Source organism: Pseudomonas sp. 8(2025) (assembly GCF_052665325.1).
Genome location: NZ_JBQOIE010000004.1, coordinates 90,590 through 105,164 on the forward strand (window position 1 = coordinate 90,590; position 14,575 = coordinate 105,164).

Annotated in this window: 14 protein-coding genes; 4 read left to right on the forward strand and 10 right to left on the reverse strand. The window is 65.2% G+C overall.

What is annotated here, in order from left to right:
* Positions 1-11: 11 nt before the first annotated feature.
* The 4 genes from ACUXVH_RS10155 (at position 12) to ACUXVH_RS10170 (ending at position 3,641) form a co-directional block, all read left to right on the forward strand.
* Positions 12-491 (forward strand): Lrp/AsnC family transcriptional regulator, encoded by a 480-nt coding sequence (locus tag ACUXVH_RS10155; protein WP_011061344.1) that lies wholly within the window; start codon positions 12-14, stop codon positions 489-491.
* A gap of 257 nt (positions 492-748) precedes the next feature.
* Positions 749-1,687 (forward strand): citrulline utilization hydrolase CtlX, encoded by a 939-nt coding sequence (gene ctlX, locus ACUXVH_RS10160; protein ID WP_011061343.1) that lies wholly within the window; start codon positions 749-751, stop codon positions 1,685-1,687.
* Positions 1,684-2,718 (forward strand): arginine N-succinyltransferase, encoded by a 1,035-nt coding sequence (astA, locus tag ACUXVH_RS10165; RefSeq protein WP_015635649.1) that lies wholly within the window; start codon positions 1,684-1,686, stop codon positions 2,716-2,718. Before ctlX ends, astA begins: the two co-directional genes overlap by 4 nt.
* A 59-nt stretch (positions 2,719-2,777) precedes the next feature.
* Positions 2,778-3,641, forward strand: a complete 864-nt coding sequence (locus ACUXVH_RS10170) for a LysR family transcriptional regulator (RefSeq protein WP_015635648.1) — start codon at positions 2,778-2,780, stop codon at positions 3,639-3,641.
* A 91-nt stretch (positions 3,642-3,732) separates the two neighbouring features.
* Here ACUXVH_RS10170 and ACUXVH_RS10175 read toward each other — a convergent pair whose 3' ends face one another.
* The 10 genes from ACUXVH_RS10175 to arnC all read right to left on the reverse strand — a co-directional run bounded on the left by ACUXVH_RS10175 (position 3,733) and on the right by arnC (position 14,574).
* The gene (locus ACUXVH_RS10175; protein ID WP_015635647.1) at positions 3,733-4,437 is read right to left on the reverse strand and encodes an HPP family protein; all 705 of its coding nucleotides are present in this window, start codon (positions 4,435-4,437) and stop codon (positions 3,733-3,735) included.
* A gap of 289 nt (positions 4,438-4,726) precedes the next feature.
* A complete protein-coding gene (locus ACUXVH_RS10180; RefSeq protein WP_065364083.1) occupies positions 4,727-5,242 on the reverse strand; it encodes a GNAT family N-acetyltransferase in 516 nt (171 codons plus the stop codon).
* Between the two features lie 41 nt (positions 5,243-5,283).
* Positions 5,284-6,909: an ArnT family glycosyltransferase gene (locus ACUXVH_RS10185; protein WP_065364082.1), complete on the reverse strand. Its 1,626-nt coding sequence runs from the start codon at positions 6,907-6,909 to the stop codon at positions 5,284-5,286.
* Positions 6,910-8,274 (reverse strand): UDP-glucose dehydrogenase family protein, encoded by a 1,365-nt coding sequence (locus ACUXVH_RS10190; RefSeq protein ID WP_011061338.1) that lies wholly within the window; start codon positions 8,272-8,274, stop codon positions 6,910-6,912. It abuts the gene before it with no gap.
* Positions 8,271-8,684, reverse strand: coding sequence for a 4-amino-4-deoxy-L-arabinose-phosphoundecaprenol flippase subunit ArnF (gene arnF, locus ACUXVH_RS10195; RefSeq protein WP_015635644.1), 414 nt, complete (start codon positions 8,682-8,684; stop codon positions 8,271-8,273). Before arnF ends, ACUXVH_RS10190 begins: the two co-directional genes overlap by 4 nt.
* Positions 8,681-9,025 (reverse strand): 4-amino-4-deoxy-L-arabinose-phosphoundecaprenol flippase subunit ArnE, encoded by a 345-nt coding sequence (gene arnE, locus ACUXVH_RS10200; RefSeq protein WP_011061336.1) that lies wholly within the window; start codon positions 9,023-9,025, stop codon positions 8,681-8,683. The genes arnF and arnE overlap by 4 nt, the downstream gene beginning before the upstream one ends.
* The gene (arnT, locus tag ACUXVH_RS10205; RefSeq protein ID WP_065364081.1) at positions 9,022-10,671 is read right to left on the reverse strand and encodes a lipid IV(A) 4-amino-4-deoxy-L-arabinosyltransferase; all 1,650 of its coding nucleotides are present in this window, start codon (positions 10,669-10,671) and stop codon (positions 9,022-9,024) included. Before arnT ends, arnE begins: the two co-directional genes overlap by 4 nt.
* Positions 10,668-11,552: a 4-deoxy-4-formamido-L-arabinose-phosphoundecaprenol deformylase gene (gene arnD, locus ACUXVH_RS10210; protein ID WP_065364080.1), complete on the reverse strand. Its 885-nt coding sequence runs from the start codon at positions 11,550-11,552 to the stop codon at positions 10,668-10,670. The genes arnT and arnD overlap by 4 nt, the downstream gene beginning before the upstream one ends.
* Complete coding sequence (gene arnA, locus ACUXVH_RS10215; protein ID WP_011061333.1) at positions 11,552-13,558, reverse strand: bifunctional UDP-4-amino-4-deoxy-L-arabinose formyltransferase/UDP-glucuronic acid oxidase ArnA; 2,007 nt, start codon at positions 13,556-13,558, stop codon at positions 11,552-11,554. The genes arnD and arnA overlap by 1 nt, the downstream gene beginning before the upstream one ends.
* Positions 13,555-14,574, reverse strand: a complete 1,020-nt coding sequence (arnC, locus tag ACUXVH_RS10220) for an undecaprenyl-phosphate 4-deoxy-4-formamido-L-arabinose transferase (protein WP_053158563.1) — start codon at positions 14,572-14,574, stop codon at positions 13,555-13,557. The genes arnA and arnC overlap by 4 nt, the downstream gene beginning before the upstream one ends.
* Between the last annotated feature and the right edge of the window lies 1 nt (position 14,575).

Consider the following 14,575-nt stretch of genomic DNA (forward strand, 5'->3'; position numbering starts at 1 on the left):
GGAAGACATCCATGGCGGACATCCGCGACCTGTCGATCGTGCTTGATCGAATCGACCAGGCGATCATCGAGGTTCTGCGCCACGAAGGGCGCATCACCTACCAGAAACTCTCCGAGCGCGTGCACCTGACCCCCAGGCCGTGCCTGGAACGGGTGCGCAAGCTGGAGCAGCTCGGGGTCATCCGTGGCTACGGGGCCATCCTCGACGAAAAGAAACTCACCCCGGGGCTGTCGCTGCTGGTGCTGGTGGCCTTGTCCAACCAGAGCGGGCGGGCGGCGCAGAAAGCCTTCGAGGCCAAGGTCCGGGCCTGCCCCCAGGTGCTGGAATGCCGGCTGATCAGCGGCGCCTTCGACTACAGCCTGCGCATGCGCTGCCGGGACATGGAGCACTACCGGGTGCTGACCGAAGTCTGGTTCGACGACCCGGATCTGCACATCGACAAACTGGTCAGCCACCCTGAGCTGGCGATGGTCAAGACCGGCATGGAATAACCCCCTGTACGCCCCCCGCCGCAGGAGCCGGCTTGCCGGCGAACAGGCCCGCAAGCCTTGCACCGCTCGCAAGATCGCCTTCGCTGGCAAGCCTGCTCCTGCAGGTCGCATGTCGATGTTTTCAGGAGGTGCGAAATCGGCTGGGGCAACCCGTGCTTTCAGCCATTTCCTGCCGTGCAGGCCCGCCGTTCAGCCGGGTTTTGTCCCGACAAAAAAACACAATGGGCCCCTCTGAAACCTCATTGATTGCGTGCCCCATGCAGACTACCCATAGCGTTTTGATGATTCGCCCCACGCGTTTTTCGTTCAACCAGGACACTGCCGGCAACAACCATTTCCAGCGCCCGCCCGGTGCCGCCGAAGACGTGCAGGCCAAGGCTCTGCAGGAGTTCGACGGCTACGTCGCGACGCTGCGCGAGCATGGGGTCCGGGTGCTGGTCCATGAAGACGGCGCCGCACCCCATACCCCGGATTCGATCTTTCCCAACAACTGCTGGAGCAGCCACCCCGACGGCACCCTGGTGCTGTACCCGATGCAGGGCCGCAACCGCCGCCTGGAGCGCTACAAGGGGGTACTGGCGCACCTGCACGAGCAGTACCAGGTGAACCGCACCCTGGATCTCACCTCCCTGGAGCAGGAGGAACTGTTCCTCGAAGGCACCGGCAGCATGGTCCTGGATCGCCAGCAGCGCATCTGCTACGCCGGCTACTCGACCCGCACCCACGCCCGGGCCCTGGACCAGCTGGTGGCGCACCTGGGTTATGAGCTATGTGCCTTTCATGCCCGGGACCGCCAGGGTGAGCCGATCTATCACACCAACGTGATGATGAGCGTCGGCAGCCAGCTGGCGGTGGCCTGCCTGCTGGCCCTGGACGATGCACAGGAGCGGGCGGCCCTGCGCCAGCGCCTGGAAAGCAGCGGCAAACAGCTGCTGCCCTTGACCTGGGCCCAGCTGGAGTCCTTCGCCGGCAATATGCTGGAAGTCCACAACAGTGCCGGCGAGCCGCTGCTGGTGATGTCCCGCAGTGCCTGGCGCTCCCTGGATGCCGAGCAGCGCCGGCTGATCGAGCGCCATGTGCAGCCGGTGCCGGTGAACATCGACACCATTGAACGCATCGGCGGCGGCAGCGCCCGCTGCATGCTGGCGGAAATCTACCTGCCCGAACGTCAACCTCAGCTGGAGCTCTCGCGATGATCGTCCGTCCCGCCACCCTGGCCGATTTGCCGGCGCTGCTGGCCCTGGCCCACAGTGCCGGTGCCGGCCTGACCACCTTGCCCGCCGACGCCGGGCGCCTGCGGTCACGCCTGCAATGGGCCGAGCAAACCTTCGCCGGCCAGGCCTCGCGGGCCGATGCCGACTACCTGTTCGTGCTGCAAAGCGCGCAGGGCGAGGTGGTCGGCATCTGTGCCCTGGCCGGCGCCGTGGGCTTGCGCGAGCCCTGGTACAACTATCGGGTCGGGCTGTTTGTCGCGGCCTCGAAAAACCTGGGGATCAACCAGCAACTGCCGACCCTGTTCCTGGGCAACGACATGACCGGCCATTCGGAACTGTGCTCGCTGTTCCTGCATGCCGACCACCGCCAGGGGCTCAACGGGCGCCTGCTGTCCAAGGCGCGCTTCCTGTTCCTGGCCGAGTTCCGCGAGCTTTTCGGCGACAAGGTGATCGCCGAGATGCGTGGCTATTCCGACGAGCAGGGTGTGTCGCCGTTCTGGGAAGGCCTGGGCCGGCACTTTTTCAAGATGGATTTCGCCGACGCCGACTACCTCACCGGCCTTGGCAACAAGACCTTCATCGCCGAGCTGATGCCCAAGTTTCCCTTGCCCACCTGCCTGCTGCCGGAGCCGGCACGGGCAGTGATCGGCCGGGTGCACCCCAATACCGAACCGGCCCTGGGCATGCTCAAGGCCGAAGGTTTTGCCTTCAAGGACTACATCGACATCTTCGACGGCGGGCCCCTGATCGAATGCGCCACCGGCGACATCCGCGCAGTGCGCGACAGCCAGGTGCTGCAACTGAGCATCGGCACCCCGGGGGAGCAGGCTCAGCCCTACCTGGTCCACAACCGCCAGTTCGCCGACTGCCGGATCAGCGTGGCGGCGGCGCGGGTCGCCGCCGGCACCCTGATTGTCAGCCGTGACAGCGCCCGGGCCCTGGGGTTGCCGGCCGGGGCCTCGGTGCGGGCGGTGAGCCTGGCGGTGCCGGCGCGGCAAATGTCCGCAGCCTAGAAGCGTCGTGGCGCGAGCGCCGCTACAATGGCGCTCGAATTTTCTGCCGGCGAGGCACCATGGACATCGATCTGGCCCGCACCTTCCTGGAAATCGTCCGCAGCGGCAGCCTGATCGCTGCTGCCGAGCGCCTGCACCTGACCCAGACCGCCATCAGCGCCAGGGTGCAGAACCTGGAAGGCCAGCTCAACTGCAAGCTGCTGGTGCGCAACCGCGCCGGCGCCCGGCCCACCGCCGACGGCGAGGCCTTCATCAGCTACGCCAACCAACTGGTGCAGACCTGGGAGGCAGCCCAGCGCGACCTGCCGCTGCTGGCCGGCTACCGCAATGTGCTGCACATCGGCGGCGAGCTGAGCCTGTGCAACCCGCTGATGCTCAACTGGGTGCGGCGCCTGCGCCAGGCGTTGCCCAACCACGCCGTGCGCACTCAGATCGGCGAAGGCGCCAGCTTGCAGCGGCAACTGGAGCTGGGCGTGCTGGACGCCGCGCTGGTGTTCCAGCCGCTGTACTCGCCGGGCTTGCAGGTGGAGCAGTTACTGGAGGAAAAACTGATCCAGGTGCGCTTGGCGGGGCGCCCCGAGCCCTATGTGTACATCGATTGGGGCGAGGACTTTCGCCGCCAGCACGACGCCGCGCTACCTGCGCAGGCCAAGGCGGCAGTGGGCTTCAACCTCGGGCCGCTGGCCCTGCAGTTCATCCTCGATGCCGGTGGCAGCGGCTATTTCCGCACACGGGTGGTGCAGAGCTACCTGGACAGCGGTGTGCTGGAGCGGGTGGAAAAAGCCCCGGAGTTCAACTTTCCCACCTACCTGCTGTACGCCCGCGAGCGCGATACCCCAGAGCTGCAACAGGCGTTCGCGGTACTGCGGGAAGTGATCGAAAGCGACACCGACTGGTCCCAGCGCTGGTCGCCGATGGTCTGAAACCCGGCAACCTGGCAGGCGAGGAGGCCCTTGAGTGATGGGCTGTCCTTGAGGGCGCCTTGGCGGGCAAGCCGGCTCCTGGCGCTGGCTGTCAGCGGCGTGAGGCGAGCACCTGGCCGATGCTGCGGCGCCGGGCGTGGGCTTCGCTGGCATGAATCAGCTGTTCGAGGTCTTCGGGGGTGACGTCGAAGAACTCCTCCATCTCCGCCAGGGCCAGTTTCAGGTCCTGGGCCGTGATCGCCAGGCTGTCGCTGGCAGCGGTTGCTGGCAGGAGCGCCGGAGCTTCGCTGGGGCCCTTGGGGTAACGGGTGCGCGTCAGGTTGTTGTAGGCCAGGGCGCTGAGCAACAGGCTGGCGGCGGCCAGCATCACCGGCCCCAGCTCGTACCAGTCCAGGGCCACGCTGGCCGGGTCCGCCAGTACCAGGGTCAGGGCCAGGGCGCCGGCCGGCGGGTGCAGGCAACGCAACCAGCACATCAGCACCAGGGCCATGCCCGCCGCCAGGCAGGCACTGCCCAAGGTACGGCCCAGTACATGGGCCACCGCCAAGGCCATGACGGCGGCACAGAGGTAGCCGCCAAGAATCGACCAGGGCTGGGCCAGGGCGCCTGAAGACACCGCGAACAGCAGCACCGCCGACGCGCCCAGAGGGCCGATCAGGTGCAGGGCCACCGGCATGCCGAAGACCTGGGCACAGAGCCAGACACTGAACAGGGTGCCCAGGGCCATGCCGATGGCGGCGCGGCTCCATTCCAGGGGGCGGGTATTGATGGCGGCGGGTTTCCAGCGGGCGAACATCGGTAAACGCTTTCCAATCCAGAACGACAGGCAAAAAGAAGGGCTTGCCTGGATGACCAGAAAGCCCTTGAACGTTCCAACATTTGGGGGAGGAACCGGCACAGTGTGCCGAGGAATCTTGCGCCTGACAAATTCATAATAATGCTGCTTCAGTGCATTTATTTTGCACTTAAATACGACAGCCCCTGTAGGAGCCGGCTTGCCGGCGAAGAGGCCTTTGAGTGTGGTGTAGCCCTGGCGGACGCCTTCGCTGGGAAGCCCGCGAAGACAGCCAATTTCTCACCGGTTTCTACAGCGTAAGGCGCATGGCGCAGCGGCGCGCCGCGGGCAGGCCGTACCGGGCTTCATCGGCCAGCACCTGGCATAGCCGTGGGCCCAGTTGCGCCTGTTCGAGGGTGACAAAGCCCTGGCGCTGGTAGAAGGGTTCGTTCCAGGGCAGTTCGCGGAAGGTGCTCAGGGTCAGGGCTTCAAGCTGCTGCTCCAGAGCGTATTGCCGCGCCGCCTGCAGCAGGCGCTTGCCGATGCCCTGGCCCTGGTGAGCGCGGGCGACGGAAATCTCCCACACATGCAGTTCCCGGTCGCAGGCTTCGGCGTTGAGAAAGGCGCAAGGGGTGTCATCCGCCGTCACCGCCACCCAGACCGGGTGGCGCTGGATATTGGCGCGGTGGCTCGGTGCGTCGGCCACTGCGGCGTCTGCCAGCCAGGCCAGTTGCGCATCGGAGCGAAACAGTTCGGCAGCGCAGGTTTCAATGGCGGGAAGAAAGTCGGCGTCGGTCACCCGCGCCCGGCGGATCTCAATAGTCATGGGCGCGAGTGTAGGCAGCGGGCAGGGGCCGTGCAACGCTTTCAGGGTTGCGCGGCGGTTGGCCCGGGCAGGTGCAGGAGGACGAAGTCGTTCTTGTCGAAACGCCCGCTCAACACCGGCTTCAGGTCGGCCAGCGGCGTATTCTGCAGGCTGGCCAGGTCGCTCTGATCGAGGATGACCCAGGCCGGGCCGGGTACCTGAGCCAGGGCGTCTGGGCTTTCGGTGAACTGCGGTTGCAGATCCCGGTCCAGGTTGACCATGAACTTGATGGCCTTGGCGTCCTTGCCCATGCGGTGCAGGACCACCGGTGCCGGGTCGGCCTCGATCAGTTGCATGGCGCTGTGGCTGAAGGTGCGCGTGTCATAGAGACGGTGCTCCACCGGTTCGAAGACTCCGATGTAGCAGGCCCAGACTGCCAGCACTGCGCTGTAGGCCAGGCCCACGGCGCGCCACTGGCGCTTGAACAGCAGCCCCAGGGACAACAGCTGCAACAGGCCGAGCACCAGCAGCATCGGCATCAACGAGTCGAGCTGCTCGGGGAATTTGCGCCGTAGCACCAGCAAGCCGATGATCAGCAACCCCGGCAGCAGCAGCCACAGGCCCTGGATCGCCCCGCGCAGCCAGGCCAGCAGCCGTCCGCGGCCGGCCTGGAACGGATAGGCGGCAATGATCGCCGCCATGGGCAGCATCGGCAGCAGGTAGCGAGCCTTTTTCGCCTGGGGAATCGACAGGCCGATCATCACGATCAACCCGGCCGCGGTGCACAGGCGCAACAGTTTCAGGCCCGGGCCCTGTTCCGTGGCGCGGGTCAGCAGCACGGCCAGCCACGCCAGGATCGCCAGGGGGTAGGCCAGGGCGTAGTTGCCCAGGGAACTGGTGAAGTAATAGAAGACATCGCTGGAGCCTTCGCTGCCGTCCATGCGCCCCATGAACTGCATGCGGATCACATCGTCGACGAAGGCCTGGCCGCCACTGAGCTTGGCCAGCCACAGCAGCAGGCCGACGCAGGCCACCAGCAGCGCCAGGGCGCTGAAACCGACGCTGAACAGCCGCCGCCACTGGCCATTGAGCAGGTAGTAGCTGCACAGCATGCCGGTGGGAATCACCAGGCCGATGGGCCCGCGAATGGCAAAGCCCAGCACCAGCAGGAGGAAGATCCAGCCCAGGCGCCGGTGGGTACCGAAATGGTCATGGGCGTAGCCCAGGTAGAACACGGCCAGGGACACCGCAGCCAGCATCTGGTCCAGGGACACGGCGCGGGTTTCACTGATAAAGGTGTTGCTGAGCAACAGCAGGGCAACGCTGAGCAGGGCCCAGGTGCGCGAATAGGGCGCCAACAGGCGATAGATCAGGCTGACGATCAAGGCCGAGGCGATGGCCGTGGGCAACCAGGCGGTAAGGCTGGTGACTTGCCCCCCTGGCAGGGAGAACAGCCAGACCAGCAGGGTCGAGGCGCTGGAGTAGTCGGCGTAGGGCTGGCCGTAGGTGGTGGGGAAGAACCCCGGCCCGTGGCGCAGCATTTCCTTGGCAAACAGCACGAAGCGCGAATCGAAGCCGATCGCCGACTGGTGGTCGGCGCCGACGCAGAACAACAGCAGGGCCAGCAACCCCAGCCCCAACGATTGCCAAAGAAGAGTGTTCGAAGGGGAGGAGTGACTGGTGTTCATTCAGGCCTCAGCAGACCACTGCTGGTGGGGGATCGGCAGGTTGCGCGATTCACCGCGGCCAATCGGGAAGTAGGTGAAGCCGTTGCGCGCCAGGCGCTCGGCGTCGTACAGGTTGCGCCCGTCGAAGATCACCGGCGCCTTGAGACGCTGCTGGATCAGGTCGAAATCCGGTGCCTTGAACTGCTGCCACTCGGTGCAGATGACCAGGGCGTCGGCGCCCACCAGTACCGATTCCGGGGTGCCCATGAGCATCAGGCGCGACTCGTCCGGGTACAGGCGCTGGGTTTCCTGCATGGCTTCCGGGTCGAAGGCCCGCACCTGGGCACCGGCGGCGAACAGCGCATCGAGCAGTACCCGGCTCGGGGCGTCGCGCATGTCGTCGGTGTTGGGCTTAAATGCCAGGCCCCACAGGGCAAAGGTCTTGCCTTTGAGGTCGCCCTTGTAGAACGCCTTGATGCGTTCGAACAGCTTGTGCTTCTGCCGCTCGTTGATGGCTTCCACGGCTTGCAACAGGTCGCTGGAGCAGTGGGCTTGCTGGGCACTGTGGATCAGCGCACGCATGTCCTTGGGGAAGCACGAACCGCCGTAGCCGCAGCCCGGGTAGATGAAGTGGTAGCCAATGCGGGTGTCGGCGCCGATGCCCAGGCGCACCGCTTCGATGTCGGCCCCCAGGTGCTCGGCCAGTTCGGCGATCTGATTGATGAAGCTGATCTTGGTCGCCAGCATGCAGTTGGCGGCGTACTTGGTCAGCTCGGCGCTGCGCAGGTCCATGAACATGATGCGGTCATGGTTGCGGTTGAACGGTGCGTACAGGTCGCGCATCACATCGCGCACTTCTTCGCGCTCGCAGCCGATGATGATCCGGTCCGGCCGGCGGCAGTCGGTGACCGCCGAGCCTTCCTTGAGGAATTCCGGGTTGGAGACGATATCGAATTGCAGCGCACGGCCATCCAGGACCTTCTCGATGTGGGCCTTCAAGGTGTCGCCCGTGCCCACCGGTACGGTGGATTTTTCCACCAGGATTACCGGCTGCTCACGGTGGCGGGCCACCGCGTCGCCCACTGACAGCACGTAGCGCAGGTCCGCCGAACCGTCTTCGCTGGAGGGCGTGCCCACGGCGATGAACAGCACCTGGCCATGCTGCACCGCGAGTTTTTCATCGTGGGTGAAGTGCAGGCGCTTGGCTTCGAGGTTTTCCTTGACCAGGCTGGCCAGCCCCGGCTCGAAGATGCTCACGTGTCCCTGTTGCAGCTGTTTGACCTTTTGCTCGTCGATGTCCATGCAGATGACATCGTGGCCGACTTCAGCCAACACGGCAGCCTGTACGAGGCCGACGTAACCACTTCCAAATACACTGATTTTCATGGGGTATTCCTGGGACTTGTCGCGGGTGCAGATCGAGAGTTAATGGTGATGACCCCGAGGATGACCAGGGCCACCCCGAGGGTTTTGGAAAGCGTGAAAGGTTCGTTGAACAACGGCAGGCTGGCGGCCAGCAGGTAGACCAGGGCGTAGCTGATGCTGAGCAGCGAATAGGCCCGGCCCAGCGGCAGGTCGCGCAAGGCCAGCAGCCAGCAGAGCATCGACAGCGCATAGGCGGCGATGGCCGCGGCCACCACCGCCAGGGCGGCCAGGTCGACGCTGCCGGCACTCAACGCCGGCAACCACTGATCCGGAGCGGGCAGGCGGGTCATGCTCCAGCGCATGCCCAGCTGGGCGCCGCTGACCAGGGCCACGCTGCCCAGGGCGAAGGCAAACCCCTTGGCCCGGCTCATGCGTGGCGACTCAACAGCAGCACGCCGCCGATCACCAGGGCCACGCCGAACCAGTGGCGCCGGTCGATGTGCTCACGGAATACGAAGTGGGCAATCAGGGTGATGAAGACGAAGTTCAGGCTGAGCATCGGGTAGGCCACGCCCACCTCCATGCGTTGCAGCACCAGGAGCCACACCAGCAGGCCCAGGCCGAGGCTGAACAGAGCCAGCCACAGCCAGCCCGAGCGCAGTTTCTGCAGGGCGCTGGAAGGCTGGCCGCGCCAGCTTTCCACGGCGAACTTCTGCGCCACCTGGCCCAGGCAGGTCAGCCCGCAGGCCAGCAACAAAAGCAGCAGGCTCATGGCTGGCCCTGGGGAATGATGAAGATCACGATATTGCCTTGCTCGTAGCGCTTGGCATCCTTGGGCAGCAGCTCGACTTCATGTTCCTCGTCGCTGCTCTTGACCCGCATCACCACGCCGATCGAGCCCTGCTTGCGGGCCTCGGCGATCCACGGCTGGACCTGATTGAGGTCGACCTTGCGCGCGGCAGTGTCTTCGTAGCCCAGGCCGTATTTCACTTCGCCTTCGGTGTTGTACAGGGTCACGTCGGGGCGACGCAGGCGCCAGGCCAGGGCGGAGGCAGCTCCCAGGTCGTTGCTCAGCAGGGCCTTGGCCTGGCCCAGCTCGGCCACGTGATCGATGATGAACTGGTCGGGGATCTTGTTGTAGACCACCGAGTTGGGCAGCGCTGCCGGGGCCAGGGCCACCAGCAGGAAGCTGCCCAGGGCCGGCGCCGCCCACAGGGTCAGGGGGCGCATGGCTTGCAGCAGGTTGCTGAGGATCCAGCCCAGCAGCAACACATACACCAGCACCAGGTGCTGCGGCTCGTCCACATACACCGGCTTTTTCATCTGGAAGTACACCAGGGCCAGCAGCCCCAGCAGGCCGGCCACCAGGTTGAGCACGCCGTTGAATGCCAGCAGCCGGGTCTTGCCGGCAGCCAGGCGGTCCACCAGGGTGTTGCCCATCAACAGCGCCAGGGGCAACAGGCACGGCAGGATATAGGCCGGCAGCTTGCCCTTGCTCAGGCTGAAGAAGGCCAGGGGCAGCACCAGCCACAGCAGCAGGAAGCCGCTGCTGTTCTGGCGCCGCTGTTGCCAGGCCTGCTTCAGGCCGGCCGGCAGCAGCAGCACCCAGGGCACGCTGAACCCCACCAGCAACGGCAGGTAGTACCACCACGGCGAGGCGTGCTGGGCATCATCACCGGCAAAACGGCGGATGTGCTCGTGCCAGAAGAAGAAACGCCAGTAGTCCGGTTCCTGGGAGTGCACCGCCAGGGCCCATGGCAGGCTGACCAGAATCGCCACCAGCACGCCGAGGCCGCCGTAAATCAGCAGCGAGCGCAGGCGCTTCTGCCAGATGGCGTAGGGCAGGGCCACCAGCACCGGCAGCAGCCAGGCCAGAAAGCCCTTGGTCATGAAGCCCATGCCGCAGGCCAGGCCCAGCGCCACCCAGGCCAGCACCTGGCCGCGGGTTGTCCGGCAGTCGAAGGTGAACCACAGCGCCACCAGGCTCAGGTTGACCCAGAAGGTGAATTGCGGATCGAGGTTGGCGTAGCCGGCCTGCAGCGCGACCACGGTAAAGCTCATGTAGAGCAGGGCGCTGGCCAGGCTCTTGCGCGGATCGTTCCACAGGCGCCGGGCCAGCAGGTAGGCCAGGACCACGCTCAGGCCGGTGCTCAAGGCCGAGGCCACGCGCACGCCGAACAGGTTGTCGCCAAACAGCGCCTGGCCGATGGCGATCATCCAGTAGCCGGCCACCGGTTTCTCAAAATAGCGGATGCCCATGAAGTGCGGCGACGCCCATTTGCCGGTCAGGAGCATTTCCTGGCTGATCTGCGCGTAGCGGGTTTCATCGGGAATCCACAGACCGTGGGTGGCCAGGGGCAGCAGGTAGAACAGGCCGAACGCGATCAGCAGCAGCGGCAGAGCCCAACGTCTGGTCATGCGCCTTGCACTCCCAGCCAGCCTTCACGGCCTTCCAGCGCACCGCGCACCACCTTGCCCGCGGGCAGGCTGGCCAGATCCGCCGGGAGCATGTCGCCCAGGGGTTGGAAGTGGATGTCGCGCTGCCTGGCGCTGGCCAGCAGCTGGCGAAAATCATTGGCCATGAGAATCCCTTCTACTTCTGCATGCACGGTATAGACGTTGAGTTTGTCCGGGCTGAACCGGTCGAGGATGTAACTGTTGAAATCCTTGGCGGCCACCACCGGCCCGACCACTTCGTCGAAGGTCGGCAGGTCCACCGGAATCTGTGGTGCGCCCAGGCTGCCGTCCGCCAGGCGTGGCAGGAACAGGCTCTGGCCGCGGCAGTCGCTGTTGTAGCGAAAGCCGAATTGCTGTTTGGCTTCGATGACGCGTTCGTCGGCGCGCCAACCGGCGGACGCCGAGCAGCTCACCGCTTGCCCGAGAATATCGTTGAGGCTGTCGACGCCACGGCGGATCTGTTCGACCAGCTGTGCCTGGCTCCAGCGCCCGGTATTGGCCTGCCAGCCGTGGTGATCCCAGGCGTGCAGGCCGACTTCGTGGCCGGCGGCCAGGGTCTGGCGCATCAAGTGCCCCAGGTCCCGGCCAATGGGTTTACCCGGCCAGGCAGTGCCGGCCAGGAGAATGTCCCAGCCGTACAGGCCCGCGGCATTGGACCGCAGCATTTTCCAGAGGAACTGCGGACGGATCAGGCGCCACAGGTGGCGCCCCATGTTGTCCGGCCCGACGCTGAAGAAGAAGGTGGCCTTGATCCCGGCTTCATCCAGCGATTCGAGCAGCCGTGGCACCCCCTCCCGGGTGCCGCGGTAGGTATCGACATCAATGCGCAGACCTGCCTGCATCAGCGTGCTTCTTGCTTGGCGCGGTCGGCGATTTCCAGCATCGCTTCACGCAGGAAGAAGTCCAGGGTATTGCCGATGGTTTCGCTCATTTCCACGGTCGGCTCCCAGTTCAGCAGGCGCTTGGCGTTGTCGATGCTTGGCTTGCGGTGTTCCACGTCCTGGTAGCCGGCACCGTAGAACGCCTTGCTCTCCACATCGCGGAAACCGGCGAACGGCGGGAAGTTGCCGCGCAGCGGGTGAGCTTCGAACTGGCGCAGCAGCTCTTCGCCCAGCTGACGGATGCTGGCTTCGTTGTCCGGGTTGCCGATGTTGATGATCTGGCCGTTGCAGCAGTCGTTTTCGTTGTCGACGATGCGTGCCAGGGCTTCGATGCCGTCGGCGATGTCGGTGAAGCAGCGCTTCTGCTCGCCACCGTCGAACAGACGGATCGGGGTGCCTTCCACCAGGTTGAGGATCAACTGGGTGATGGCCCGGGAGCTGCCGATGCGTGCCGAGTCCAGGCGGTCCAGGCGCGGGCCCATCCAGTTGAAGGGACGGAACAGGGTGAAGTTCAGGCCCTTGGCGCCGTAGGCCCAGATCACCCGGTCCAGCAGTTGCTTGGAGACCGAGTAGATCCAGCGCTGCTTGTTGATCGGGCCGACGATCAGGTTGGAGGTGTCTTCGTCGAAGTTCTTGTCCTGGCACATGCCATAGACTTCCGAAGTCGACGGGAAGATCACGCGCTTGTTGTACTTGACGCAGTAGCGAACCAGCTTGAGGTTCTCTTCGAAGTCCAGCTCGAACACGCGCAGCGGGTTGCGGGTGTACTCGATCGGGGTGGCGATGGCCACCAGTGGCAGGACCACGTCGCACTTCTTGATGTGATATTCGATCCACTCGGAGTGAATGCTGATATCGCCTTCGACGAAGTGGAAGTTCGGATGGCTGCGCAGGCGCTCGATGGCGTCGGAGCCGATGTCCAGGCCATAGACGTCGTACTTGTCGTCACGCAACAGGCGCTCGGACAGGTGGTTACCGATAAAGCCGTTGACGCCCAGGATCAGTACGCGGGTGCGACGTGGCTTGCGCCCCGATTCGGCGCCGCGCAGCAGGGAACCGTCCACCAGGCCCAGTTCGTTGGCCAGTTGCGGGCCACCCAGGAACAGGCCGTTGGCGTTGCGCTGGCCGGAGGTGATCACCAGGGAGTCCTGGCCACAGGCGATGCGCAGCGGGTCGACGCTGATGACCCGGCCCGGGGCCTGGCCTTCGTTGCCCTTGGCGACTTCGGCGCTCCAGACGATCAGCTTGTGCTCGCCCACGGCGCAGAAGGCGCCCGGGTAGGGTTGAGTCACGGCGCGCACCAGGTTGAACAGCTCTTCGGCCGGACGCTGCCAGTCGATCTTGCCGTCCGCCGCGGTGCGACGACCGAAGTAGCTGGCCTTGGACTCGTCCTGGGCGGTTTCGGTGATCTTGCCCTGGGCCAGTGCCGGCAGGGTGTCGCGCAGCAGGCTGGCGGCGGCGTCACGCAGTTTGTGGTGCAGGCTCAGCGCGGTGTCGCTGCGCTCGATGGCCACACGCTCCTGGGCAATGATGGCACCGGCATCGGCACGCTTGACCATGCGGTGCAGGGTCACGCCGGTTTCGGTTTCGCCCTTGACCAGCACCCAGTTGGCCGGTGCGCGGCCACGGTAGCGCGGCAGCAGCGAGCCGTGCAGGTTGAACGCGCCTTTGCTGGCAGTGGCCAGCAGCGGCTCGCTCAGCAGGTTGCGGTAATAGAAGGAGAACAGGTAGTCGGGGTTGAGCTTGGCGATGCGCTCGATCCACAGCGGGTGGTTGGCATCTTCCGGGGCATGCACGGCAATGCCCTTGCGGGCGCAGAGCTGGGCCACCGAGCCGTAGAAGGTGTTTTCCTTGGGGTCATCGGCGTGGGTGAACACGGCGGCGATCTCGTAACCTGCGTTGAGCAGGGCTTCGATGCCAGCACAGCCAATATCGTGGTAGGCGAAGACAACAGCTTTATTGCTCATGGCGAAACCTGATCAGTATGAGTGGAAGTTAAACCGTCGACAGTCACAGCAGGGGCCGGGGCCGCAGGCTGGCTGCGCAAGACTTTTTCGATGAAGAAACGCGGGCGGGCCCGCACGTCGCTGTACATGCGTCCCAGGTATTCACCCAAAAGACCCATGCCGATGAACTGGCCACCGGTGAACACGAACAGCACCGCGAACAGCACGAAGGTGCCGTCGCCGGCCCAGGTGGCGCCGAAGATCAGGCGCAGCACGATCAGCATCAGGGCAAACAGCGCGCCGAGGCCGGCCATGCCGAAACCGATGATGCTCAACAGCCGCAGGGGCGTGGTGGTCATGCAGGTGATCAAGTCGAACATCAGGTTGATCAGGCGCATCGGGCTGTACTTGGAGTCGCCGTGCTCGCGCTCGGCGTGCTCCACCAGCACCTCGGTGGTGTGCCGGGCAAAGCTGTTGGCCAGGATCGGGATAAAGGTGCTGCGCTCGGTGCAGGCCAGCATCGCGTCGATGATGGTGCGGCGATAGGCCCGCAGCATGCAGCCGTAGTCGCTCATGGCCACACCGGTGGAACGCTGCACGGCCAGGTTGATCAGCTTCGAGGGCCAGCGGCGGAACGCCGAGTCCTGCCGGTTGTTGCGCACGGTGCCGACCACGTCGTAGCCCAGTTCGGCCTGAGCCACCAGGCGCGGGATTTCCTCCGGCGGGTTCTGCAGGTCGGCGTCGAGGGTGATCACCACATCGCCCCGACACTGCTCGAAGCCGGCCATGATCGCCGCATGCTGGCCGTAGTTGCGGTTGAGGATCACCGCCACTACCGGGCTGCCTTCGCGCTCGGCGGCAGCTTGCAGGATGTTCGCCGACTCGTCGCGGCTGCCGTCGTCCACCAGGACGATTTCAAACTCGTGCTTGAGCTGGCGGCAGGCCGCTTCGGTACGCCGCAACAGCTCGGGGAGGCTCTGTTCTTCGTTGTAGACCGGGATCACGATCGACACGAACTGAATCGGATAAGGTTTCAAA